At 70.0% G+C, this 17,221-nt stretch carries 14 protein-coding genes; 5 read left to right on the top strand and 9 right to left on the bottom strand.

Going from position 1 to position 17,221, the window contains the following annotated elements:
* The first annotated feature begins 31 nt into the window (after window positions 1-31).
* The 3 genes from ACFC02_RS10875 (at window position 32) to ACFC02_RS10865 (ending at window position 2,755) form a co-directional block, all read left to right on the top strand.
* Window positions 32-850, top strand: a complete 819-nt coding sequence (locus ACFC02_RS10875; RefSeq protein ID WP_376355162.1) for an amidohydrolase family protein — start codon at window positions 32-34, stop codon at window positions 848-850.
* 101 nt (window positions 851-951) lie between these two features.
* Window positions 952-1,947: an acetylxylan esterase gene (locus ACFC02_RS10870; RefSeq protein ID WP_376355160.1), complete on the top strand. Its 996-nt coding sequence runs from the start codon at window positions 952-954 to the stop codon at window positions 1,945-1,947.
* Between the two features lie 49 nt (window positions 1,948-1,996).
* Window positions 1,997-2,755, top strand: coding sequence for a GntR family transcriptional regulator (locus ACFC02_RS10865; protein ID WP_376355158.1), 759 nt, complete (start codon window positions 1,997-1,999; stop codon window positions 2,753-2,755).
* 68 nt (window positions 2,756-2,823) lie between these two features.
* Here the strand turns inward: ACFC02_RS10865 and ACFC02_RS10860 are convergent, their stop codons facing one another.
* The 5 genes from ACFC02_RS10860 to ACFC02_RS10840 form a co-directional block, all read right to left on the bottom strand.
* Window positions 2,824-4,797, bottom strand: coding sequence for a right-handed parallel beta-helix repeat-containing protein (locus ACFC02_RS10860; RefSeq protein ID WP_376355156.1), 1,974 nt, complete (start codon window positions 4,795-4,797; stop codon window positions 2,824-2,826).
* Window positions 4,798-4,838: 41 nt separating this feature from the next.
* The gene (locus ACFC02_RS10855; RefSeq protein WP_376355154.1) at window positions 4,839-5,753 is read right to left on the bottom strand and encodes a carbohydrate ABC transporter permease; all 915 of its coding nucleotides are present in this window, start codon (window positions 5,751-5,753) and stop codon (window positions 4,839-4,841) included.
* Between the two features lie 10 nt (window positions 5,754-5,763).
* Window positions 5,764-6,690, bottom strand: a complete 927-nt coding sequence (locus tag ACFC02_RS10850; RefSeq protein ID WP_376355152.1) for a carbohydrate ABC transporter permease — start codon at window positions 6,688-6,690, stop codon at window positions 5,764-5,766.
* Window positions 6,669-7,913 carry an ABC transporter substrate-binding protein gene (locus tag ACFC02_RS10845; protein WP_376355150.1) on the bottom strand — a complete coding sequence of 415 codons (1,245 nt, stop codon included), beginning with the start codon at window positions 7,911-7,913 and terminating at the stop codon, window positions 6,669-6,671. The genes ACFC02_RS10850 and ACFC02_RS10845 overlap by 22 nt, the downstream gene beginning before the upstream one ends.
* A 176-nt stretch (window positions 7,914-8,089) precedes the next feature.
* Complete coding sequence (locus ACFC02_RS10840) at window positions 8,090-9,391, bottom strand: alpha-L-fucosidase (RefSeq protein ID WP_376355148.1); 1,302 nt, start codon at window positions 9,389-9,391, stop codon at window positions 8,090-8,092.
* 110 nt (window positions 9,392-9,501) lie between these two features.
* Here ACFC02_RS10840 and ACFC02_RS10835 point away from each other — a divergent pair, with 110 nt between their 5' ends.
* Window positions 9,502-10,311, top strand: coding sequence for a ribonuclease activity regulator RraA (locus ACFC02_RS10835; RefSeq protein ID WP_376355146.1), 810 nt, complete (start codon window positions 9,502-9,504; stop codon window positions 10,309-10,311).
* A gap of 83 nt (window positions 10,312-10,394) precedes the next feature.
* On the opposite strand, the gene ACFC02_RS10830 is transcribed toward ACFC02_RS10835, so the two are convergent.
* Entirely contained in the window at window positions 10,395-11,681 is a 1,287-nt protein-coding gene (locus tag ACFC02_RS10830) for a BNR-4 repeat-containing protein (RefSeq protein WP_376355144.1), read from the bottom strand.
* Window positions 11,682-11,712: 31 nt separating this feature from the next.
* Window positions 11,713-13,056, bottom strand: a complete 1,344-nt coding sequence (locus tag ACFC02_RS10825) for an MFS transporter (protein WP_376355243.1) — start codon at window positions 13,054-13,056, stop codon at window positions 11,713-11,715.
* 173 nt (window positions 13,057-13,229) lie between these two features.
* Here ACFC02_RS10825 and ACFC02_RS10820 point away from each other — a divergent pair, with 173 nt between their 5' ends.
* A complete protein-coding gene (locus tag ACFC02_RS10820; protein ID WP_376355142.1) occupies window positions 13,230-15,515 on the top strand; it encodes an FAD-dependent oxidoreductase in 2,286 nt (761 codons plus the stop codon).
* Window positions 15,516-15,562: 47 nt separating this feature from the next.
* On the opposite strand, the gene ACFC02_RS10815 is transcribed toward ACFC02_RS10820, so the two are convergent.
* Complete coding sequence (locus ACFC02_RS10815) at window positions 15,563-16,357, bottom strand: IclR family transcriptional regulator (protein ID WP_376355140.1); 795 nt, start codon at window positions 16,355-16,357, stop codon at window positions 15,563-15,565.
* 377 nt (window positions 16,358-16,734) lie between these two features.
* Window positions 16,735-17,220 carry a hypothetical protein gene (locus ACFC02_RS10810; protein ID WP_376355241.1) on the bottom strand — a complete coding sequence of 162 codons (486 nt, stop codon included), beginning with the start codon at window positions 17,218-17,220 and terminating at the stop codon, window positions 16,735-16,737.
* Between the last annotated feature and the right edge of the window lies 1 nt (window position 17,221).

Raw genomic sequence — 17,221 nt, 5'->3', positions numbered from 1 at the left:
TCCGGAACGGCCCCCGAGGAGGCTGCCGACCGTGATCGACTGCCATGTCCACCTGTGGGACCCGGCCCTGGGATTCCCCTGGATCCGCCGCGACAGCGACCACCACCGGACCTTCAGCACGGACGACCTGGCCGCCTCGGGGACGGACCTGGACCTGTCCGGGGCGATCCTCGTCGAGGCCTCCCGGGGCGACGCCGGCGAGACACGCGCCCTGCGCGAGGCGCGGCTGCTGCGGCCGGACCTCGTTGCGGGACACGTCGCGAACCTGCACGCCCACGCCGACGCCGGCCCGCACCGGCTGCGCGCCCTGCTGGAGCCGGGCGAGCCGCGCCCCAACGGGATGCGGCTCGGCGGGCCGCGCTGGACGGACACCCCCGCAAACGCCCGCGCCCTGCTCCCCGTCCTCGCCGACGCCGGTGTCGTCCTCGAACTCAACCTCCTGACAGGTGCGTTGCGCACCGCCGCCGACGTGGCCGCCCGGCATCCGGCGCTCACCGTCGTCGTCGACCACCTCGGCAACCTGCCGAACCTGCGCACGGACCCGGGGGAGTGGTACGCGGACCTCGACGGGGCCGCCGCGGCGCCGAACGTCGTCGTGAAGATCTCCGGCCTGCTGACCCAGCAGCACGGCGTCCCGCACGAACGGGTCGCGGCCCTGGTCCGCCGCGTCGTGGACACCGTCGGCCCGCAGCGCTGCCTGATCGGATCCGACTGGCCGATCTGCCTGCCCCGCGGGAGCCGCGCCGACTCGCTGGCCCTGTCACGGCTCGGCCTCGCCCACCTCACGGCGCGGCAGCGGGAGGACGTCCTGCACACGAACGCCGTGCGGGTGTACGGGCTGCGTGGTTGACACGCCGCGAAGCACCCTGCTTCGATTCCCTCGATGATCGATAGGCGATGACCGACTGCTCCGGCCCGGCCCGGCCGGCCCCGACTCCGCGGAGACGCTCCATGGCTTTCTTCGACCTGCCCCTGGACGAGCTCGAGAGATACCACCCCGACTTGCCGGAGCCCGCCGACTTCGACGGGTTCTGGCAGGGCACCCTCGCCGAGCACGAGCAGTTCGCCACCGCCGCCACGTTCGACCCCGTCCACAACGGGCTGGCCACGATCGACACCTTCGACGTGACCTTCGCCGGATACGGCGGGCATCCGGTGCGCGGCTGGCTGCACCTGCCGGTGACCCGCACCGGCCCGCTGCCCGCCGTCGTGGAGTACCTGGGGTACGGCAGCGGCCGGGGCGCCCCGCACGAGAAGCGGCTGTGGGCCTGCGCCGGATACGCCCACTTCGTCATGGACACCCGCGGCCAGGGAGCCGAGACCCCCGACCCCGACCCGGCCACCGGCGACATAGCGGCCCCCGGCTTCCTCACCCGCGGTGTCCTCGACCCGCACCGCTACTACTACCGGCGCCTCTACACCGACGCGGTCCGCGCCGTTGCCGCCGTGCGCACCCACCCCGCCGTCGACCCGGCGCGCGTCGTCGTCACCGGCACCAGCCAGGGCGGCGGCATCGCGCTCGCCGCGGCGGGCTTGGTGCCCGACCTCGTCGGCGTCATGCCGGACGTGCCGTTCCTGTGCCACTTCCCGCGCGCCACCACGCTCACCGACCGCCCGCCGTACGTCGAGGTCGCGCAGTTCGTGAAACTGCACCGGGAGCATGCGGCCACGGTCGCCCGCACGATGGCCTACTTCGACGGCGTCAGCCTGGCCCGCAGGGCCACCGCGCCGGCCCTGTTCTCGGCCGGCCTGATGGACCACATCTGCCCGCCGTCCACCGTGTACGCGGCCTTCAACCACTACAGTGCCGAGCGCGTTCCGGCCCAAGCGGACAAGCAGATCCGCGCGTACCCCTTCAACGACCACGAAGGCGGCGGCCCAGCCCACGAGGTCGTCAAGCTGGACTGGCTCGCGAAGCGGCTGGCGGACACCATCGATAGACGATGAGCGCGTATCATGGCACAACTGGCTCGCCCCGTCGCACGATTGGGAACTCATGGCATCGAATGCGTCGGCTGGATTCGTCTCCACGCTGGTCACCAACAAGGACCGCTTCCGCAAGACCCTGATCTCCGACCAGGTGTACGACCTGCTGCGCCAGGCCGTCGTGGACGGCGACCTCGCGCCGAACGAGCGCGTGGTCGAGTCGGAGATCGCGCGGCGCCTCGGCGTGAGCCAGGCCCCGGTGCGCGAGGCGGTCAAGCGGCTCGCCCGCGAGGGCCTGCTCATGCACGTCCCGCGCCGCGGGCACTTCGTCGTCGAGATCTCCTCGCAGGACGCCGAGTACGCCCGCCAGGTGCGCGAACCGCTGGAGCGGCTGGCCGCCCAGCTCGCCACCGAGCACCTCACCGACGACCATCTGCGTGAGCTCGACGCGCTGGTGGACCGGATGCACGCCGCGGTCGCGGCGCACGACGTGAGCCGGTTCCGGGACGCCGACATCGAGTTCCACACGCTGGTCAGCCAGATCGCGGGCAACCCGTTCCTGGCCCGCATGTGGGAGGTCATCGAGCCCAGCCTGCGGACCCTGCGCGCCATCTCGGACCCGCTCTTCCAGGGCGACTGGAGCGCGATGGCCGACGAGCACGGCCGCCTGGTCGAACTGCTGCGTTCCGGCGACGCCGGGAAGGCGGCCGCGGCGTTCGCCGACCACGCCGCCGGCCGCGGTCCGGTCCCGGACGCCCGCACGAAGAGGGCGCCCAGGGCGGCCGGGGCGGCGAAGAAGCCGCGGAAGGCCGCGGCCAAGAAGCCCTGACCCCCGACAGCATGACAACCGAGGCCCGAGCCGCACATCCCGGCTCGGGCCTCGGCCTTGTGGTCGGGCTAACCGCGGGCTCCCGCGGTCCACCGGGGCGCCCCGTACTGGTACGCGCCCAGGCTCGGCACCGGATCGGTCGATCCGTCGTTGATGCCGGGCAGTGCGATCGCCGCGTTGCGTGCCGGGGAGTCGGCCGACAGCCGGTAGTCGTACGCCGCCGCGTCGACGAACAGCGGATCGACGTCCGGGGGCAGGTTGTCGGACAGCACGAGCCCCCCGTCGGTCGCGCCGCTCAGCCCCCGGATCGTCCCGATGTTGTTGTATATCTTCGTGCCGGTCGACTGCCCCGGCTCCTTGACGTAGAAGAGGGTCATCCCGCCGGTGTTGTTGGCTACCAGGTTGTCATGCGACCCGGTCCCGAGCCCGTTGAGCATCACCGTGCCCTCGCGGTTGCCCCAGCCCACGTTGTTCGCGATGACCAGGTCGCTCTGCCCGTTGTCGGCGTAGATGCCCGAGATGCCGAACGTCGACGACTCGGTGCTCGGATCCGGGTCGTGCAGCACGTTGTGGTCGACGGACGAGCCCATCATGTACGCGCTGCAGCAGGTGTAGATCGCGGCGACGTCGAGGCTGAGCCGCGCGTACCCCGAGATGTCGTTGTACGCGATCACGTCCTTGCCGGGTTCGAGCCCCTCCATGGTGTTCCACTGCAGGTTGATGCCGCTGCGGCCGACCCGCGAGATCGTGTTGTGGGTGACCGTCTGGCTGTTGCCTTGCACGGCGATGCCGGCCGCGTACGTGCCCATGTAGTCGACATCGTGGATCACGTTGTCGGTGGCCGTATTGTTCTGGCCGCGCAGCGCGATGCCGTTGCCCGCGCTCAGCGACAGATCACTGTTGATCACCCTGTTGTGGGTGCCGTTGATGATCAGGCCCGTGTCCGCGACGCCCCGCGTCACCGTCGTGCCGCAGTCCGTCGCACCGCGCGTGATGTCCGTGTAGTGCGACAGGTACTGGCCCTTGATGCCGTCCAGTGTCACGCCCGTGCTCGTCGCGCCCGTCTGCACGGTCGTGGCGAAGAGCTTGATGCCCGACACCTTCGTGTGGCTGGTGTTCGTCAGGTCGAAGCCCAGGGTGCGCCGCTTGGCCTCCACCCGGTGGCTGTCCGGGTCGTCGTCCCCGTACACGTACAGCTTCCTGACCGTCGGGTCGTAGAACCACTCGCCAGGGTGTGCGAGTTCACCGATCCTCCCGGAGAGGGAGTACCGGGTCTCGTTCGGTACGACCTTGTGGACGCACGGCGGCGCCACGTCGAGGGTCACCGAGCCGACCGCCGAACTCTTCACGGTGCCGGTGGCCGAGATGTACCAGTAGCCGGTGAGGGCACGTGCGCCGTCCCAGTACCCCGCGGGGCGGGTCAGGGCCGCGTCGGAGATCGTGGCGTTCGCACTGCCCGCACCGGCGTACTGAAGCGTGGGTCCCAGCAAGTCCAGTCCTGGATAAGGCCATTGGGCCTCTATGTCCATCTTCTTGTCGGTGAACACCTGGACCGTCGACACGTCCGAGCCGAGGTCCACGTCGGTGCTGTAGATGTGCCCGGCCGCCACCGCGTCGCTGAACTGCGAGCCGGCGGCGTACGGATCACTCTTAGCGATCCCGGTGACGTCGGCTGCGGTGACCGGGTCGAAGCCGGTCAACCGCGAGGCCCCGTTCACCGTGACGTCGGCGCCCACCGCGGCCTTGTACGTGATCGGCAGCTCGGCGGTGCCGGACCGGGCCGGGACCACAGTCTCCTCGTACGAGCCCGCGACGATCTCGCACGTGTCGCCGGGCACCATGATGTCCGCGCACTTCTGGATGTGCCGGAAGGGGTACGTGGCGTCGGTGCCGGCGTTGGCATCGTCGCCGTACGGGCCGACGTAGTAGGTCCGGCCCGCCTGGGACCTGGGCGGATGGGCCGCCGCCGGATGACCGGCCACGACCACTGTCAGCGCAGTGAGCAGGGCGGCCGCGGACAGATGTCTCCATCTCCTGGACACTCCGTGATCCTTTCTTCTGAGGTCGACGGACAACGCGGAGGTCAGCCCTTCACGGCACCCACCGTGAGCCCACTGATGATGTGGCGCTGCATGTAGATGAAGAAGACGACTACCGGCGCGATGGCGAGCAGAAGGTTGGGGAAAACCTTCGTGAGGTCCGTCGAGTACTGGCTGATGCCGGCGTAGATCGCCGTCGTCACCGTGTAGTGCCCGGAGGACGGGCTGAGCAGGATCTGCGGGGAGACGAAGTCGTTCCAGATCCCGATCGAGTTGAGGATCAGGACCGTGACGACCGCCGGACGCATCAGGGGGAAGACGACGGTCCAGAACGTCCGGTAGCGGCCCGCGCCGTCGATCGTCGCCGCATGGTCGATGTCCACCGGGATGGTGCGGATGAACCCCACGAACAAGAAGACGCTCACCGGCAGCGTGGACGCCACGTCGTGCGCGACCAGACCGGTCACCGTGTTGGCCAGGCCGACCTCGCGCAGCACGTAGATCACCGGAATGATCAACGCGGCACCCGGGATGAACGTCCCGGCCAGGAAGTACAGCAGCACCAGCTGCGTACGCCGCTTGAGGCTGCGCGCGATCACGTACGCCGCCGGGCCCGCAAGCAGGACGCACAGCACGTCCACGGCCACGACGAGGAACAGCGTGAAGCCGTACCCGCCGATCACGTTGTACTGCTGGCTGCTGATCGCCGCCGACATGTGCGCGAAGGTCAGCTTGCGGAGCGGGATCGAGAACGGGTTGTCGAGGATGTCCTGCTGCGACTTGAAAGCGTTCACGACGAGCAGATAGATCGGCACTGTCATCACGACGAACAGCCCACCGAGCAGTACCCAACGCACGGGCGAGCGCGCCTCCTTGCGCCCGGCGCCGCGCTTGCCGTCGGCGCTGTGCGCCGGCCCGGTCGTCGTCCTGACGTCGGGCTTGGCCTCTACTACCACCACCACCGGCTCCTCAACCACCTGTCGCGGCCTGGTCCTGACGATTGCGCAGCGCCGTCACGAGGAGGGCGAGCACGGCGGACACCACCATCAGGAACACCGCCTGCGCGGTCGCGTAGCCGACCTTGGTGCCCTCGAAGGACCGGGCGAGAATGAGATACGTGAACGTCTGTGTGGACCCGGCCGGACCGCCACCGGTCAGGCTCACCACGATGTCGTACGCGCGGATGAGCCCCACCAGGTTCAGCACCGTCGCCATAGTCACCACGGGCGCGATCATCGGGATGACCACCCGCAGGTCGGTCTGCCGCCTGCTCGCCCCGTCGATCGCGGCCGCCTCGAGCAGCTCGGCCGGTACGGTCTGCAGTGCCGCCACGAACAGGACGACGTTGAAGCCGAATCCGGCCCACACGATGACGGCGATCAGCGAGATCAGCGCGAACTTCTCGTCGAAGAGGAAGCCGACCGGCGCGATGCCGAACTTTGCGAGGGTGTTGTTGATCGCGCCGTTCGTGCCGAGGATCGCCGCCCACAGGTAGCCGAGGATCAGCGCGCTGATCACGTGGGGGAAGTAGGCGACGGCCCGGAAGAAGGAGTTTGCGCGCGACTTGGCCTTGAGCGCGAGCGCGTACACGAGCCCGAGGCCCACCATCATCACCGTTCCGACCGTCGCGACGAGTGCCGTGACGTACCAGGCATCCGTGGAACTCGGGTCGTCGAAAAGGTGCTTGTAGTTGTCGAGCCCGATGAACGCGGCCGTCGAGAACCCGTCCCAGTCGCTGAGGCTGAGATACCCGGCGACCCCGACCGGCACGACCGTCATCACCGTGTAGAGCAGGACGGCCGGGCCCATCATCCCGAAGGAGACGGCCGTCTCCCGCAGCCGGGCCCGGCGCCTCCCGCGCCGCTGGGCCCCGCTCAGATCTGCGAGTTCCACCACTTGTCCAATCCGTCGGCGACGGCCTTGGCGGAGGCGCCCGTGTACAGGGACTGGATCTGCTTGTTGAGCTCGTCGCTGAACCCGGCGACCGGCTGGTTCGCACCGGACTTCACGATCACCGACGGAGCCTTGTCCAGGATCTTCTGAACCGACGTCCCCAGGGCCGACATCGGGTACGTGAAGCCGCCGCGCAGATTTCCGTCGGAGGCGAGCTGGCTCCTGATGGCCTCCGGGTCGGTGGTCGCCCACTTGACGAACGAAATGGCCTCGGCCTTGTGGCGCGACTTGTTCACCACGACGTACGGGTTGGAGATGTTGCCGAACTGGCCCGACGGGTACGCCCCGTCGGTCGGCATCGTGAACACGCCGATGTCGTCGCTCTTCTTCGCGGCGTCCGCGGCGGGCACGAAGAACGACCCCATGATGTACATCGCCGACTTGCCGTTCAGGAACGCCGTCTGGCCGTCTGCGTAGGTGAGGCCGAGCGCGCTCTTGTCGAGGTAGCCCTCGTCGATCCAGCCCTTGTAGTACTGGAGATAGGGCAGATAGCCGCTGTCGGCGAAGGATCCCTTGCCCTTGTTGCGCTCGGCCGTCCACTTCGGGTCGGCGGTGAGCACGCCCGCGTCGGCCATCATCGAGAACTGTCCCCCGGTGACCCACTGCCCGGCGGTCTGCAAGGGCTTGTAGCCGGAGTCCTTCAACTCGCCCATGGCCGCAGTGAGCTGCTTCATGGTCCGGATCGCACCGGCGTCCACCCCCGCCTTCTTGAAGGCGGCCTTGTTGTAGAAGACGAGCGACTGGATCTGCTCGCCCACACCGGCCACGTAGCGCTTGCCGCCGATCGCGTACTGGTCGGCCAGCGGCGTCTTCACGGTCCAGGACTGGTCGGACAGGTCGGCGAAGAGCTGCGCGGTCTCGGCCGTCGGCGTGATCTGCTGCGCGACGTCCGGCGGATCGCCGGCGGCCAGGTCCTGGCGCAGCTTCGCGTCCGCCGCGACCGTGCCGGTCAGTTCGAGCTTGACCGTCACGCCGGGGTGCGCCTTCTCGTACCTCGCGAAGAGGTCGTTCCAGTACTTCTCCGTCAGGTTCGGCGTGATGTTCACGATGACGCGGAGGGTCGTGCCCTCCGCGGCCTGGCCGGACCCGCTGCCGCAGGCGACGGCGGACGCCATCACCAGCGGAGCCACGGCGAGCGCACAGGTCCGGCGCGACATTGCTCTCATGGGACACGCTCCATTGCGTAGTCGTGAATAATCGATGGCTGATGTCCGGGCGGAGCTCGTGGCGAGCTACACGAGGGGACCGAAGGAAGGGGGGCGCGGGATGTGGGATGCGGCTGCCGGGCGAGCCCAGTAATCGTCTATCGATTACTGATGCTATGGGGGGCGCCCTCGCATGTTCAAGAGTGCTGCCACAACCGCTTTCCCTGGTCCTCGTCGAGGAACAGTTCGACCACCGGCAGCAGCACATCGGGCCGCGCCACCGGGAGCGTCAGGGTGAGCGTGCCCGTCGGCCGGCCCGGAGGAGCCAGGTTGTTGTGCTCGTGCCGCGCCCCGTCGATCTCCTGGAAGCCGATCTCCGAGCCGTCGTGCAGGAGTTGGGCGTAGCGCACCCGGCCGGCGAGCCCGGGCAGATGGACGTGGCGCAGCGGCCAGGCGAGCAGATGCAGGTAGAGGCGGCGCCCTGACTGCGTGTAGAGGGCGTTCGCGGGTGCCTGGTACGGGCTCGGTCCCGCGCCGTGCACCGCCCGCCCGTGCAGCCGGGTCCACTCGCCGATCGCCCGCAGGGTGTCCAGCGCCCGCGGATCCAGCGCGCCACGGCCGGTGGGCCCGACGTTGAGCAGCAGATTGCCGCCGCACGCGACCGACTCCACCAGCATCCGCACCAGCAGCGCGGGGTCCTTGTGGTCGTGGTTGTCGCGGTCGTAGCCCCAGGAGCCGTTGAGGGTGTGGCAGGCCTCCCACATCACCGGGACGCCGTCCCGCTTCACGGGGCGGTCGGGCTGGTACTGCTCGGGCGTCACGTAGTCGCCGGGGGTGCCGAGCCGGTCGTTGACGAGAACGCCGGGCGCCAACGTGCGGACCATGGCCAGCAGTTCGCGCGCACCCCACTCCTCGGGGCCCATCCCGGGATACGAGAAGTCGAAGAAGAGCAGGTCGACGGGTCCGTACCCGGTGAGCAACTCCCGTACCTGTGACCGCAGATACGACCGGTAGCGCGCCAGGTCCCGCGGATCGCCGGCGGCTCCGGTGCCGCGCAGCGGATGGTGCTGGTCCACGGGGAAGTCCGGGTGGTGCCAGTCCAGAAGCGAGTAGTACAGGCCGACGCGCAGCCCCTCGGCGCGCATCGCGTCGCCGAACTCGGCCACCAGGTCCCGGCCCGCCGCACGCGCCGACGTGTAGTCGGTGTGTGCCGAGTCGAAGAGGCAGAAGCCGTCGTGGTGCTTCGCGGTCAGTACGGCGTAGCGCATCCCCGCCCTGCGCGCTGCACGCGCCAGCTGCCGGGCGTCGAAGAGGTCCGGGTCGAAGTGCTCGAGGTAACGGTCGTACGCCTGCTGGGACATGGCCTCACGGCTGCGCACCCACTCGTGCCGCGCCGCGAGGCTGTAGAGGCCGAAGTGGACGAACAGCCCGAAGCGTGCGGCCTCGAACCAGTCGGCGGGTGCGAGGGGTACGGAGGGCGAGGGCGGAAGGGAGGGCACAGAGGACTCCTGATGACATTGACATCACTAATCGAGTGGCTGTTATCTACCATCGATAGGCGATGCTGTCACTGGCGTTGCGTGCGGGGAGCGCGCGGAGAGGCAAGTGAATGAACCCGAGCAGGGATCGAGGAACGCCGTCGACGGGGGAGACCCGGATCTACGAGTCGATGAGGGCGCCGGTGCACACCGCGTCCTTCGCACGGCCGACCGCGCGCATGGTGGAGGCGCTCGAGGACGTGAGCGCGGCGACGGCCTGCGCGAAGCTACATCAGATGGGCATCACCCGGACGTTCATCGACGGCCCCGTGCCGCTGCACCGGGAGCCGGACGTCAAGGTCACCGGCGGCGCCGTGACCCTGCAGTTCCTGCCGCGCCGGGAGGACGTGTTCAACGGGGCGGAGCAGGAGGACGCCGAGCGCGACACCGCGCTGTGGGGCGTGCTGGAGTCCATCCGGCCGGGCGACGTGCTGGTGGTGTCGGCCCACGGCAGCCACTTCACCGGCTGCCTCGGCGACATGCTGGTGCGCTACTTCAAGCTGCGAGGCGGCGCGGGCATCGTGGTCGACGGGCGGGTGCGGGACGCGGCCCGGGTCAGGGCCCTCGGTGTGCCGATCTGGTGCACGGGCGTCACACCGCACTACGCCTCGCAGACGGAGCTGTTCCCCTCCGCGTTCAATGTGCCGGTCGGGGTGGGCGGGACGCTGGTCACCCCGGGCGATCTCATCGTGGCCGACGAGGACGGCGCGGTCGTGGTGCCGCAGCACAGCGCGATTGCGCTGGCCGACGACGCGCTGCTGCACCAGGACCGCGAGGCGTTCGCACGCCGCCGACTCGACGAGGGCGGGCGCCTGTCCGACTACTACCCGCTCACGGACGAGGGCCTGGAGGAGTATCTGGCGAGCAGGCCTGCGACCTGAGGCGGCCCGGCCCGCGAGAGCGCGAGCCCGCTGGACGGCGGGGCGGCGTGCCGTGAACACGCCGCCCCGGACCGGCCCCGACCTCAACGGCGGGCGTAGTAGAGGGAGTCGTGTGCGGTGTCCGGCAGATAGAGCACGTCCTGCCCGTCCGCGTCCCGCTGCACCGCGAGTCGGTCCGCAGTCAGGCCCGGCGTGACCGAGGCCGGCGTCCAGGTGCCGCCGGCCTCGGTCGCCGCGAAGACGCGGTCCACTCCCGCGGCGGTCACGTAGTAGACGCGCTTGCCCTCCGTCCCGTCCCAGGTGATGCCGATGGCGGCGGTGGTCTGGCCGCCCGCGTACACGGTCTGCCGCGCCCAGCGGCCGCCGCTCGGGTACGCGTAGTACACGCGGAAGTCGCCCGCGCTGTCGGCCGAGCGGTAGCGGAAGGCGACCTTGGGCGTCGAGCCGTCGAGGGTCAGTTTGGCGCCCTGCACCGCGGGCCCGGTGTACCCGGCGTTGTCGGTGCTCCACTCCTCGCCGGTGGTCAGGCTCTGGAGGACGTCCGAGGTGTCGGGGGTCGTGGGCACGGTGACGGCGGCACCGGTATGGTCCGTGAACTCCCCGGTGGCCGGGTCGTAGCGGAGGTAGGAGAGCTGGTGGCGGAAGGCGGACGCGGGGGCCTTGGACCACTCGTACAGGAGATGGATGCGGCCGGCGGCGTCGACCTGGAGGTCGTCGGGGTAGACGGCACGGTTCAGGGCGGAACCGAAGGTGGCGACCACGCTCCACGTCGCGGTGGCGTTGTCCCAGTGGTAGAGCTTGCCGGGGCGCTGGTCCGCGGCGCAGCCCACCCGAGCGGCCAGGTACAGGTCGCCGTCGGGGGCGGTCGTCAGCACGGGGTAGGTGATGCCGGCGCCCTGGTCGGGCAGCTCGTCGGCGTGATCGGTCAGGGAGCCGCCGGCGGCGTCGGAGCGGAAGTAGCGCCATGTGTCGCAGTGCATGGATGTAAAGACATGCAGCCGGCCGCTGCCGTCGCGGGCGACGGAGGGCTGGTTGTGGCCGTTGTCGTCGGTGAACTCGGCCTGCGTTCCGTCACTCCTGAGCAGCGGGAACCGGCTCCAGGTGCCGTCCGGGGCGCGGCGGGCGACGGCCGGACGGTGCGTGGACTCGGTCGTGCCGGGCTCGTTGAACGCGAAGTACGTGTACTCGCCGTTGCCCTTGTAGGTGGCCGCCGGGGTCCACCAGGCCGCCTGGTTCGACGAGTCCATGGTGTACGGGACCTTCTCCACCACGGTCGTCGCGGTGGTGGCCTGGGCGGTCGCGGTGAAAGTGACCGCGGCGGTGAGGGCCGCGGCAGACGTGGTGAACGCGCGGGCGCCGACGTTTCGCATGGGTGACTCCTTCGGGGACGTGGTGGGAGCGTCAGGCGGCGGGCCGCAGCGGCGCGGTCTCGCGGGCCCGCAGCACGACGGTGCCGGAGACGAGGGCGACGACCATCAGGTAGAAGGCGGGGGAGAGGTCGTACCCGCTGGCGCCGATCAGCCAGGTCGCGAAGTACGGGGTCATGCCGCCGAAGAGGGCCGTGGCGATGTTGTAGGAGACGGCCATGGCGCCGTAGCGCACGCGGGTGGGGAAGAGTTCGGCGAGCGCCGCGGAGATGGCGCCGTCGAAGGCGGCGATGCACAGGCCGAGCACGATCACGGCTATCGCGGCGAGTGGCGCGTTGCCGACGCTGAGCAGCCAGAACGCCGGCCAGGACAGCAGCACGAACCCGGCGCAGCCCGCGATCAGCAGCGGCTTGCGGCCGATCCGGTCCGAGAGCGCGCCCATGAACGGCACCGCGACGGCCACCACGAACAGACCCGCGGTGGTGACGGCGAAGGCCTGGACGCGGCTGAACTCCAGCGTGGTCTGCAGATAACCCGGCATGAAGGTCTGCAGCGCCCAGTGGCCGACGGCCTTGACGAGCATGAACCCGGTGCACAGCAGCATCGCCGTGCGGGCGGTGGCGAAGCTCTCCCGCAGTGGTGAACGGGACTGGTTGCCCTCGCTCTTGAGCTTGCGGAACTCAGGGCTGTCCTCCAGGCGCGTACGCAGATACACACCGGCGATGCCGAGCGGCGCGGCCAGCAGGAACGGCAGCCGCCAGCCCCAGTCGTCCATCGCGTCACCGGGCAGCGCGGCCGACAGCAGCAGCACGATGCCGGAGCCCGCGACGAACGCGGCGAAGCCGGAGGCGTCGATCCAGGAGGTGACGAAGCCGCGCCGGCGTTCGGGGGCGTACTCGGCGAGCAGCGTGGTCGCGCCGGCGCTCTCGCCGCCCGCCGCGAACCCCTGGAGGATCCGGCACAGGACGAGCAGTGCGGGGGCGAGCGCGCCCACCGTCGCGTGTACGGGCAGCAGGCCCATCGCGAGCGTGGAGGCCGAGGTGGCGAGGAGGACGATCGCCAGAGTGCGCTGGCGTCCTATCCGGTCGCCGAGCGAACCGAAGAACAGGCCGCCGAGCGGACGCATGACGAATCCGGCGCCGAACACGGCGAAGGTGGAGAGGAGCTCGACCTGCGGATCGCCCGAGGGGAAGAAGTGGTGGGCCAGGATCACCGCGAGGGTGCCGTAGATACCGAAGTCGAACCACTCGACGAAGTGGCCGAGCCCCGCGGCCACCAGGACCTTGCGCAGCCCGGCGGCATCGACCGCTTGGCTTGTGTCGCCGGCGCCCTCCGCGTCGCGAGGACGTGCTCTGTACTGCGTCGTCTCGTCGGTCATCTCGCTCACCCTGCCTTCTGCGCGGCTCTGTCCGGCACGCGGGGGCCGCTGTTCGCCCTTCGCTGCGGCGCGAACTTACAGCAGATCCCATTGGCTGAACTGAGCTTGCACCATATGCATGTGATGTACGTTCATGGTTGCATCCGAGCGTCACACATCGAGGAGGCCGCACCGTGCGGGAAGAAGAGGCCCACTATGACATCGCCGTTATCGGCGGCGGACTCGCGGGAACGTGCGCGGCCGTCGCCGCCGCCCGGCTCGGGCGCCGCGTCGCCCTGGTCCACAACCGGCCCGTCCTGGGCGGGAACGCCAGCAGCGAAGTGCGCGTATGGGTGTGCGGGGCCACCGCACACGGGGTGCACCGGTGGGCGCGCGAGAGCGGCATCATGGGCGAGCTCTATACCGAGAACCAGTACCGCAACCCCGAAGGCAACCCGTACTACTGGGACCAGGTCGTCCTCGACACGGTCCTCGCCGAACCGCTCCTAGACCTGTACCTGAACACCGACGTCCGCGAGGTCGACGCCAGCGGCCCGTATGATGCACGCGAGGTGCACTCATGCACCGGCTGGATGATGGGATCGGAACGCCGCATCACCTTCCACGCACGCCAGTTCCTCGACTGCACCGGCGACGGCCTGCTCGGCCATCTCGCGGGCGCCCGCCACCGCACCGGCCGCGAGGCACGCTCCGAGCACGACGAGCCCTGGGCCCCTCAAGAGGCCGACGAGGCGCTGCTCGGCTCGACGATCCTCTTCCACACCAAGGACGCGGGCCGCCCGGTCAAGTTCGTACCGCCCGCCCACGCCAAGGACCTGTCGGCCACGCCGATCCTGCGCAACCGCGTCCTGCGCACCGGCGACAACGGCTGCGACTACTGGTGGATCGAATGGGGCGGCGAGCTCGACACCGTCCACGACAACGAGCGCATCCGCGACGAACTCCAGGCCGTCGTCATGGGCATCTGGGACCACATCAAGAACTCGGGTGAGTTCCCCGACGCCGCGAACCTCACCCTGGAATGGGTCGGCAGCATCCCCGGCAAGCGTGAGTACCGGCGCTTCGTCGGCGACTACGTCCTGACCCAGCAGGACATCCTTCAGCAGCGGCCGTTCGAGGACCGGGTCGCCTTCGGCGGCTGGTCCGTGGACCTCCACCCCGTCCAGGGCATGTACGCCGACGAGCCCGGCGCGCGCCAGCGCTACGCAGACGGCGTCTTCCACATCCCGCTGCGCTGTCTGTACTCGGCGAACGTCACCAACCTGCTGTTCGCCGGCCGCAACATCTCCGCCACCCACATCGCTTTCGGCGCCACCCGCGTGATGGCGACCTGCGCCACGCTCGGCGAGGCCGCCGGGACCGCCGCCGCGCTCTGCGTCACCGAAGGCCTGACCGCGCGAGAGCTGGCCCACAAGCACCCCGAGAAGGTACGCCGCACGCTGCTCAAGCAGGACGCCTCGGTCATCGGCATACGCGACGACGACCCCGCCGACCTCGCCCGCGCAGCCCGCGTCAGCGCCTCCTCCCACCTGAACCGCCTCGCCGCCGAGCCGACACCGGCCACGCCCGGCGAGCCGTACCCGCTCACCCGCGACCTCGCCCTCCTACTGCCGGTGGACCCCGCACTCGACACGGTTGACCTGCTCGTCCACGGCGCCCTCGACGACCGCCGGGACCTCACGGTGGAACTGTGGGGCACAGGGCGCCCCGAGAACGCCGTCCCGGTCGACCACCTGTCCACCACCACCGTGACGGTCCCGCCGGGCGGCCCCCACTGGGTCACCGCCCGCCTCGACCACCGCCCGGACACCCCCGGCAACGCCGTCCTGATCGTCCGCGCCTGCCCCGAAACCGCGCTGGTCCTGCTCCCCGAACGCGTCGACGGCGTCCTCGCCCTGCGCCGCAAGGCCGACGGTGACGCGGCCGTCGACCATGACATCCCCGAGGAGGAGGGTCAGCTGGTCCTGGAATGGCAGGCCCGCGGGCTGCGCCGCCACACGTTCTGCTTCCGGACCGCCCCCGAGACCCGCGCCTTCACCCCCGAACGGGCCGTCGGCGGTTTCCAACGCCCCTACGCAGGCCCCCAGATGTGGTCCTCACAGCCGCTGACCGACCCCGAGCGGGCCGACGAATGGTTGCGCCTGGACTGGGACCACGAGCAGCAACTGGCCGAAGTACGCGTGGTGTTCGACGACGACGTCGACGAGTACCTCAACAACCTGCACCGCCACCGCACCCCGTTCGAGGTCATGCCGGAACTCGTCCGCGACTACCGCATCCAGGCCCTCGCACCCGACGGCACCTGGCACACCCTGCTGGCCGTGACCGGCAACCGCCGCCGCCACCGCATCCACCGCCCGGACACCCCGGTACGCACGAGCGCCCTGCGGCTGAGGGTGGACGCGACGCACGGCGCCCGGCACGCCCACGTCGTCGCGTTGAAGGCGTACGGGGAGTAAGTCCCCGACCCGGCCGGCCACTCCGCTGACGGGCCGGCCGGGCCGATTCACACGGCGCCCAGCGCCTGGCTGACGACGTCCGCCGCCTCGATCACCTCACGCGCCAGCGCCGTCCGCGCCTCGGGAACCCCCTGCGCGGCCTGCCCGCCGAGCACGGACGTCGGCCCCCACAGCGAGATCGCGGCGACCAACTCGCCCGACGCGTCGCGCACCGGCGCGGCAAGCGAGGCCCGGCCCAGCGCCCGTTCCTCGGCCTCGACGGCGTACCCGCTCCGGCGCACGGCCGCGAGCTCCTCGTCGAGCAGGTCGTGGCTGACGGTGGTGAACTCCGTGTGCGCCTCGAGCGGTTCGGCCAGCAGCTTGCGCCGCTCCTCGGGAGACAGCCCGGACAGCAGGCACTTGCCGATACCCGTGGCGTGCAGCGGCGCGGTGTGCCCGGCCTGCGTGTACGACTTCGGGGCACGCGCCCCCTCGAAATTGCACAGGAACATCAGCACGTCCCCGCGGCGCACGGCGACATTCGCGCCGAGCCCCGTCCGCGCGGCCAGCTCCTGCAGCACCATGCGCGCCGCGCGGTGGACCGGATGCCGGTTGACGGCGGTCGCGGCGAGCGGCAGCGTGCCGAGGCTCAGCCGGTACAGACTGCTCACCGGATCCCGCTCGACCATGTCGAGCCGCTCCAGGGTGGACAGCAGCCGGGACGCCGTGGAGGAACCCAGCCCGGTCAGTTCGGCGACGTCGGACACCCGCAGCTCGACCCGCCCCGAATCCAGCGCGCGCAGCACCGCGACGGCTCGTTCCACACTCTGGTTCGTCCCCGCGTCGGTCGCCCGAGTAACCATGCCGCTCCTCTGTCTGCATGCGACTTGCACACTCTGCATCACCATATCGCGACCGCACGGTGAGGGGTCGTCCTTGGACCGGCCGAGCTGCAGCCCCCGCTCGATGAGGTAGCGGCCGGTGTCCGCTGCTCGGTGCGCACGTGCTTGTGTCGCCAACCGGGCTGCGTAAGGTCAACAGACCTCGTTCGACTACTGGCCTCGGCTCGTCAGGTCAAGGTGAACCGTGGTGGAGTTCCCGAGGGAATGTCGTGCTGTTGCTGAACACGCAGGTGATGCCGAGTGGTTCGTCGATGAGCATGGTCGGCATCAGAGGTCCCCGTCCTGAATGTCATCGGTGAACTCGGCGTCCGCTTCGCGGTCGGCCGCGGCCTCGTCGGTCAGGCCGGCGGCTGCCCCAGGCGCCATCGTATGCCTGCCGGTAGATGCGGGTAGTGCCCAGGCGGCGGAGGTACGCTTCCGTGGTCAAAACTGTTGAGTGACTGAGCAAATCGCGCAGCACGAGCGGTGGGTCGGCCTTGGTGAGGCAGAAGACGAGAGCGGCGTCTGCGTCGGTGTCCCGCACGAGTTTCGCGGCTTGCCGGTAGTACCCGGTGACATTCGAGGGTCCTCATCGAAAAGCTGTAGCGGAGCCGATGGGGCCAGACGTGCGGAAACCTGGGTGCCTGGCCGCCGCCGAACTTGGCCGGCAGGGCCCCGGCGGGGCCGGGCCCGTAGACGGGGACCGGGGTCGTGATGACGTCGTTGCGGCTGTTCGGCAGTCCCCCGGCCAGCAGGAAGAAGTTGTAGTAGTCGGCCACGTGGTCGGCGTGCAGGTGGGTGAGGAAGATGGCCCTGAGGTCGTCGAACCTCAGGCCGGCCCGCATG

Origin of the sequence: Streptomyces sp. NPDC056160, assembly GCF_042268205.1 — a bacterium.
Classification (GTDB): Bacteria; Actinomycetota; Actinomycetes; order Streptomycetales; family Streptomycetaceae; genus Streptomyces.
This window is presented reverse-complemented; position numbering and strand designations above follow the sequence as displayed.

Excerpts from the sequence above, each read along its gene's own strand:
- ACFC02_RS10825 (WP_376355243.1), bottom strand. The coding sequence starts at position 13,056 with ATGACCGACGAGACGACGCAGTACAGAGCACGTCCTCGCGACGCGGAG.
- ACFC02_RS10815 (WP_376355140.1), bottom strand. The coding sequence starts at position 16,357 with ATGGTTACTCGGGCGACCGACGCGGGGACGAACCAGAGTGTGGAACGA.
- ACFC02_RS10810 (WP_376355241.1), bottom strand. The coding sequence starts at position 17,220 with ATGCGGGCCGGCCTGAGGTTCGACGACCTCAGGGCCATCTTCCTCACC.
- ACFC02_RS10830 (WP_376355144.1), bottom strand. The coding sequence starts at position 11,681 with ATGCGAAACGTCGGCGCCCGCGCGTTCACCACGTCTGCCGCGGCCCTC.
- ACFC02_RS10835 (WP_376355146.1), top strand. The coding sequence starts at position 9,502 with ATGAACCCGAGCAGGGATCGAGGAACGCCGTCGACGGGGGAGACCCGG.
- ACFC02_RS10845 (WP_376355150.1), bottom strand. The coding sequence starts at position 7,913 with ATGAGAGCAATGTCGCGCCGGACCTGTGCGCTCGCCGTGGCTCCGCTG.
- ACFC02_RS10865 (WP_376355158.1), top strand. The coding sequence starts at position 1,997 with ATGGCATCGAATGCGTCGGCTGGATTCGTCTCCACGCTGGTCACCAAC.
- ACFC02_RS10870 (WP_376355160.1), top strand. The coding sequence starts at position 952 with ATGGCTTTCTTCGACCTGCCCCTGGACGAGCTCGAGAGATACCACCCC.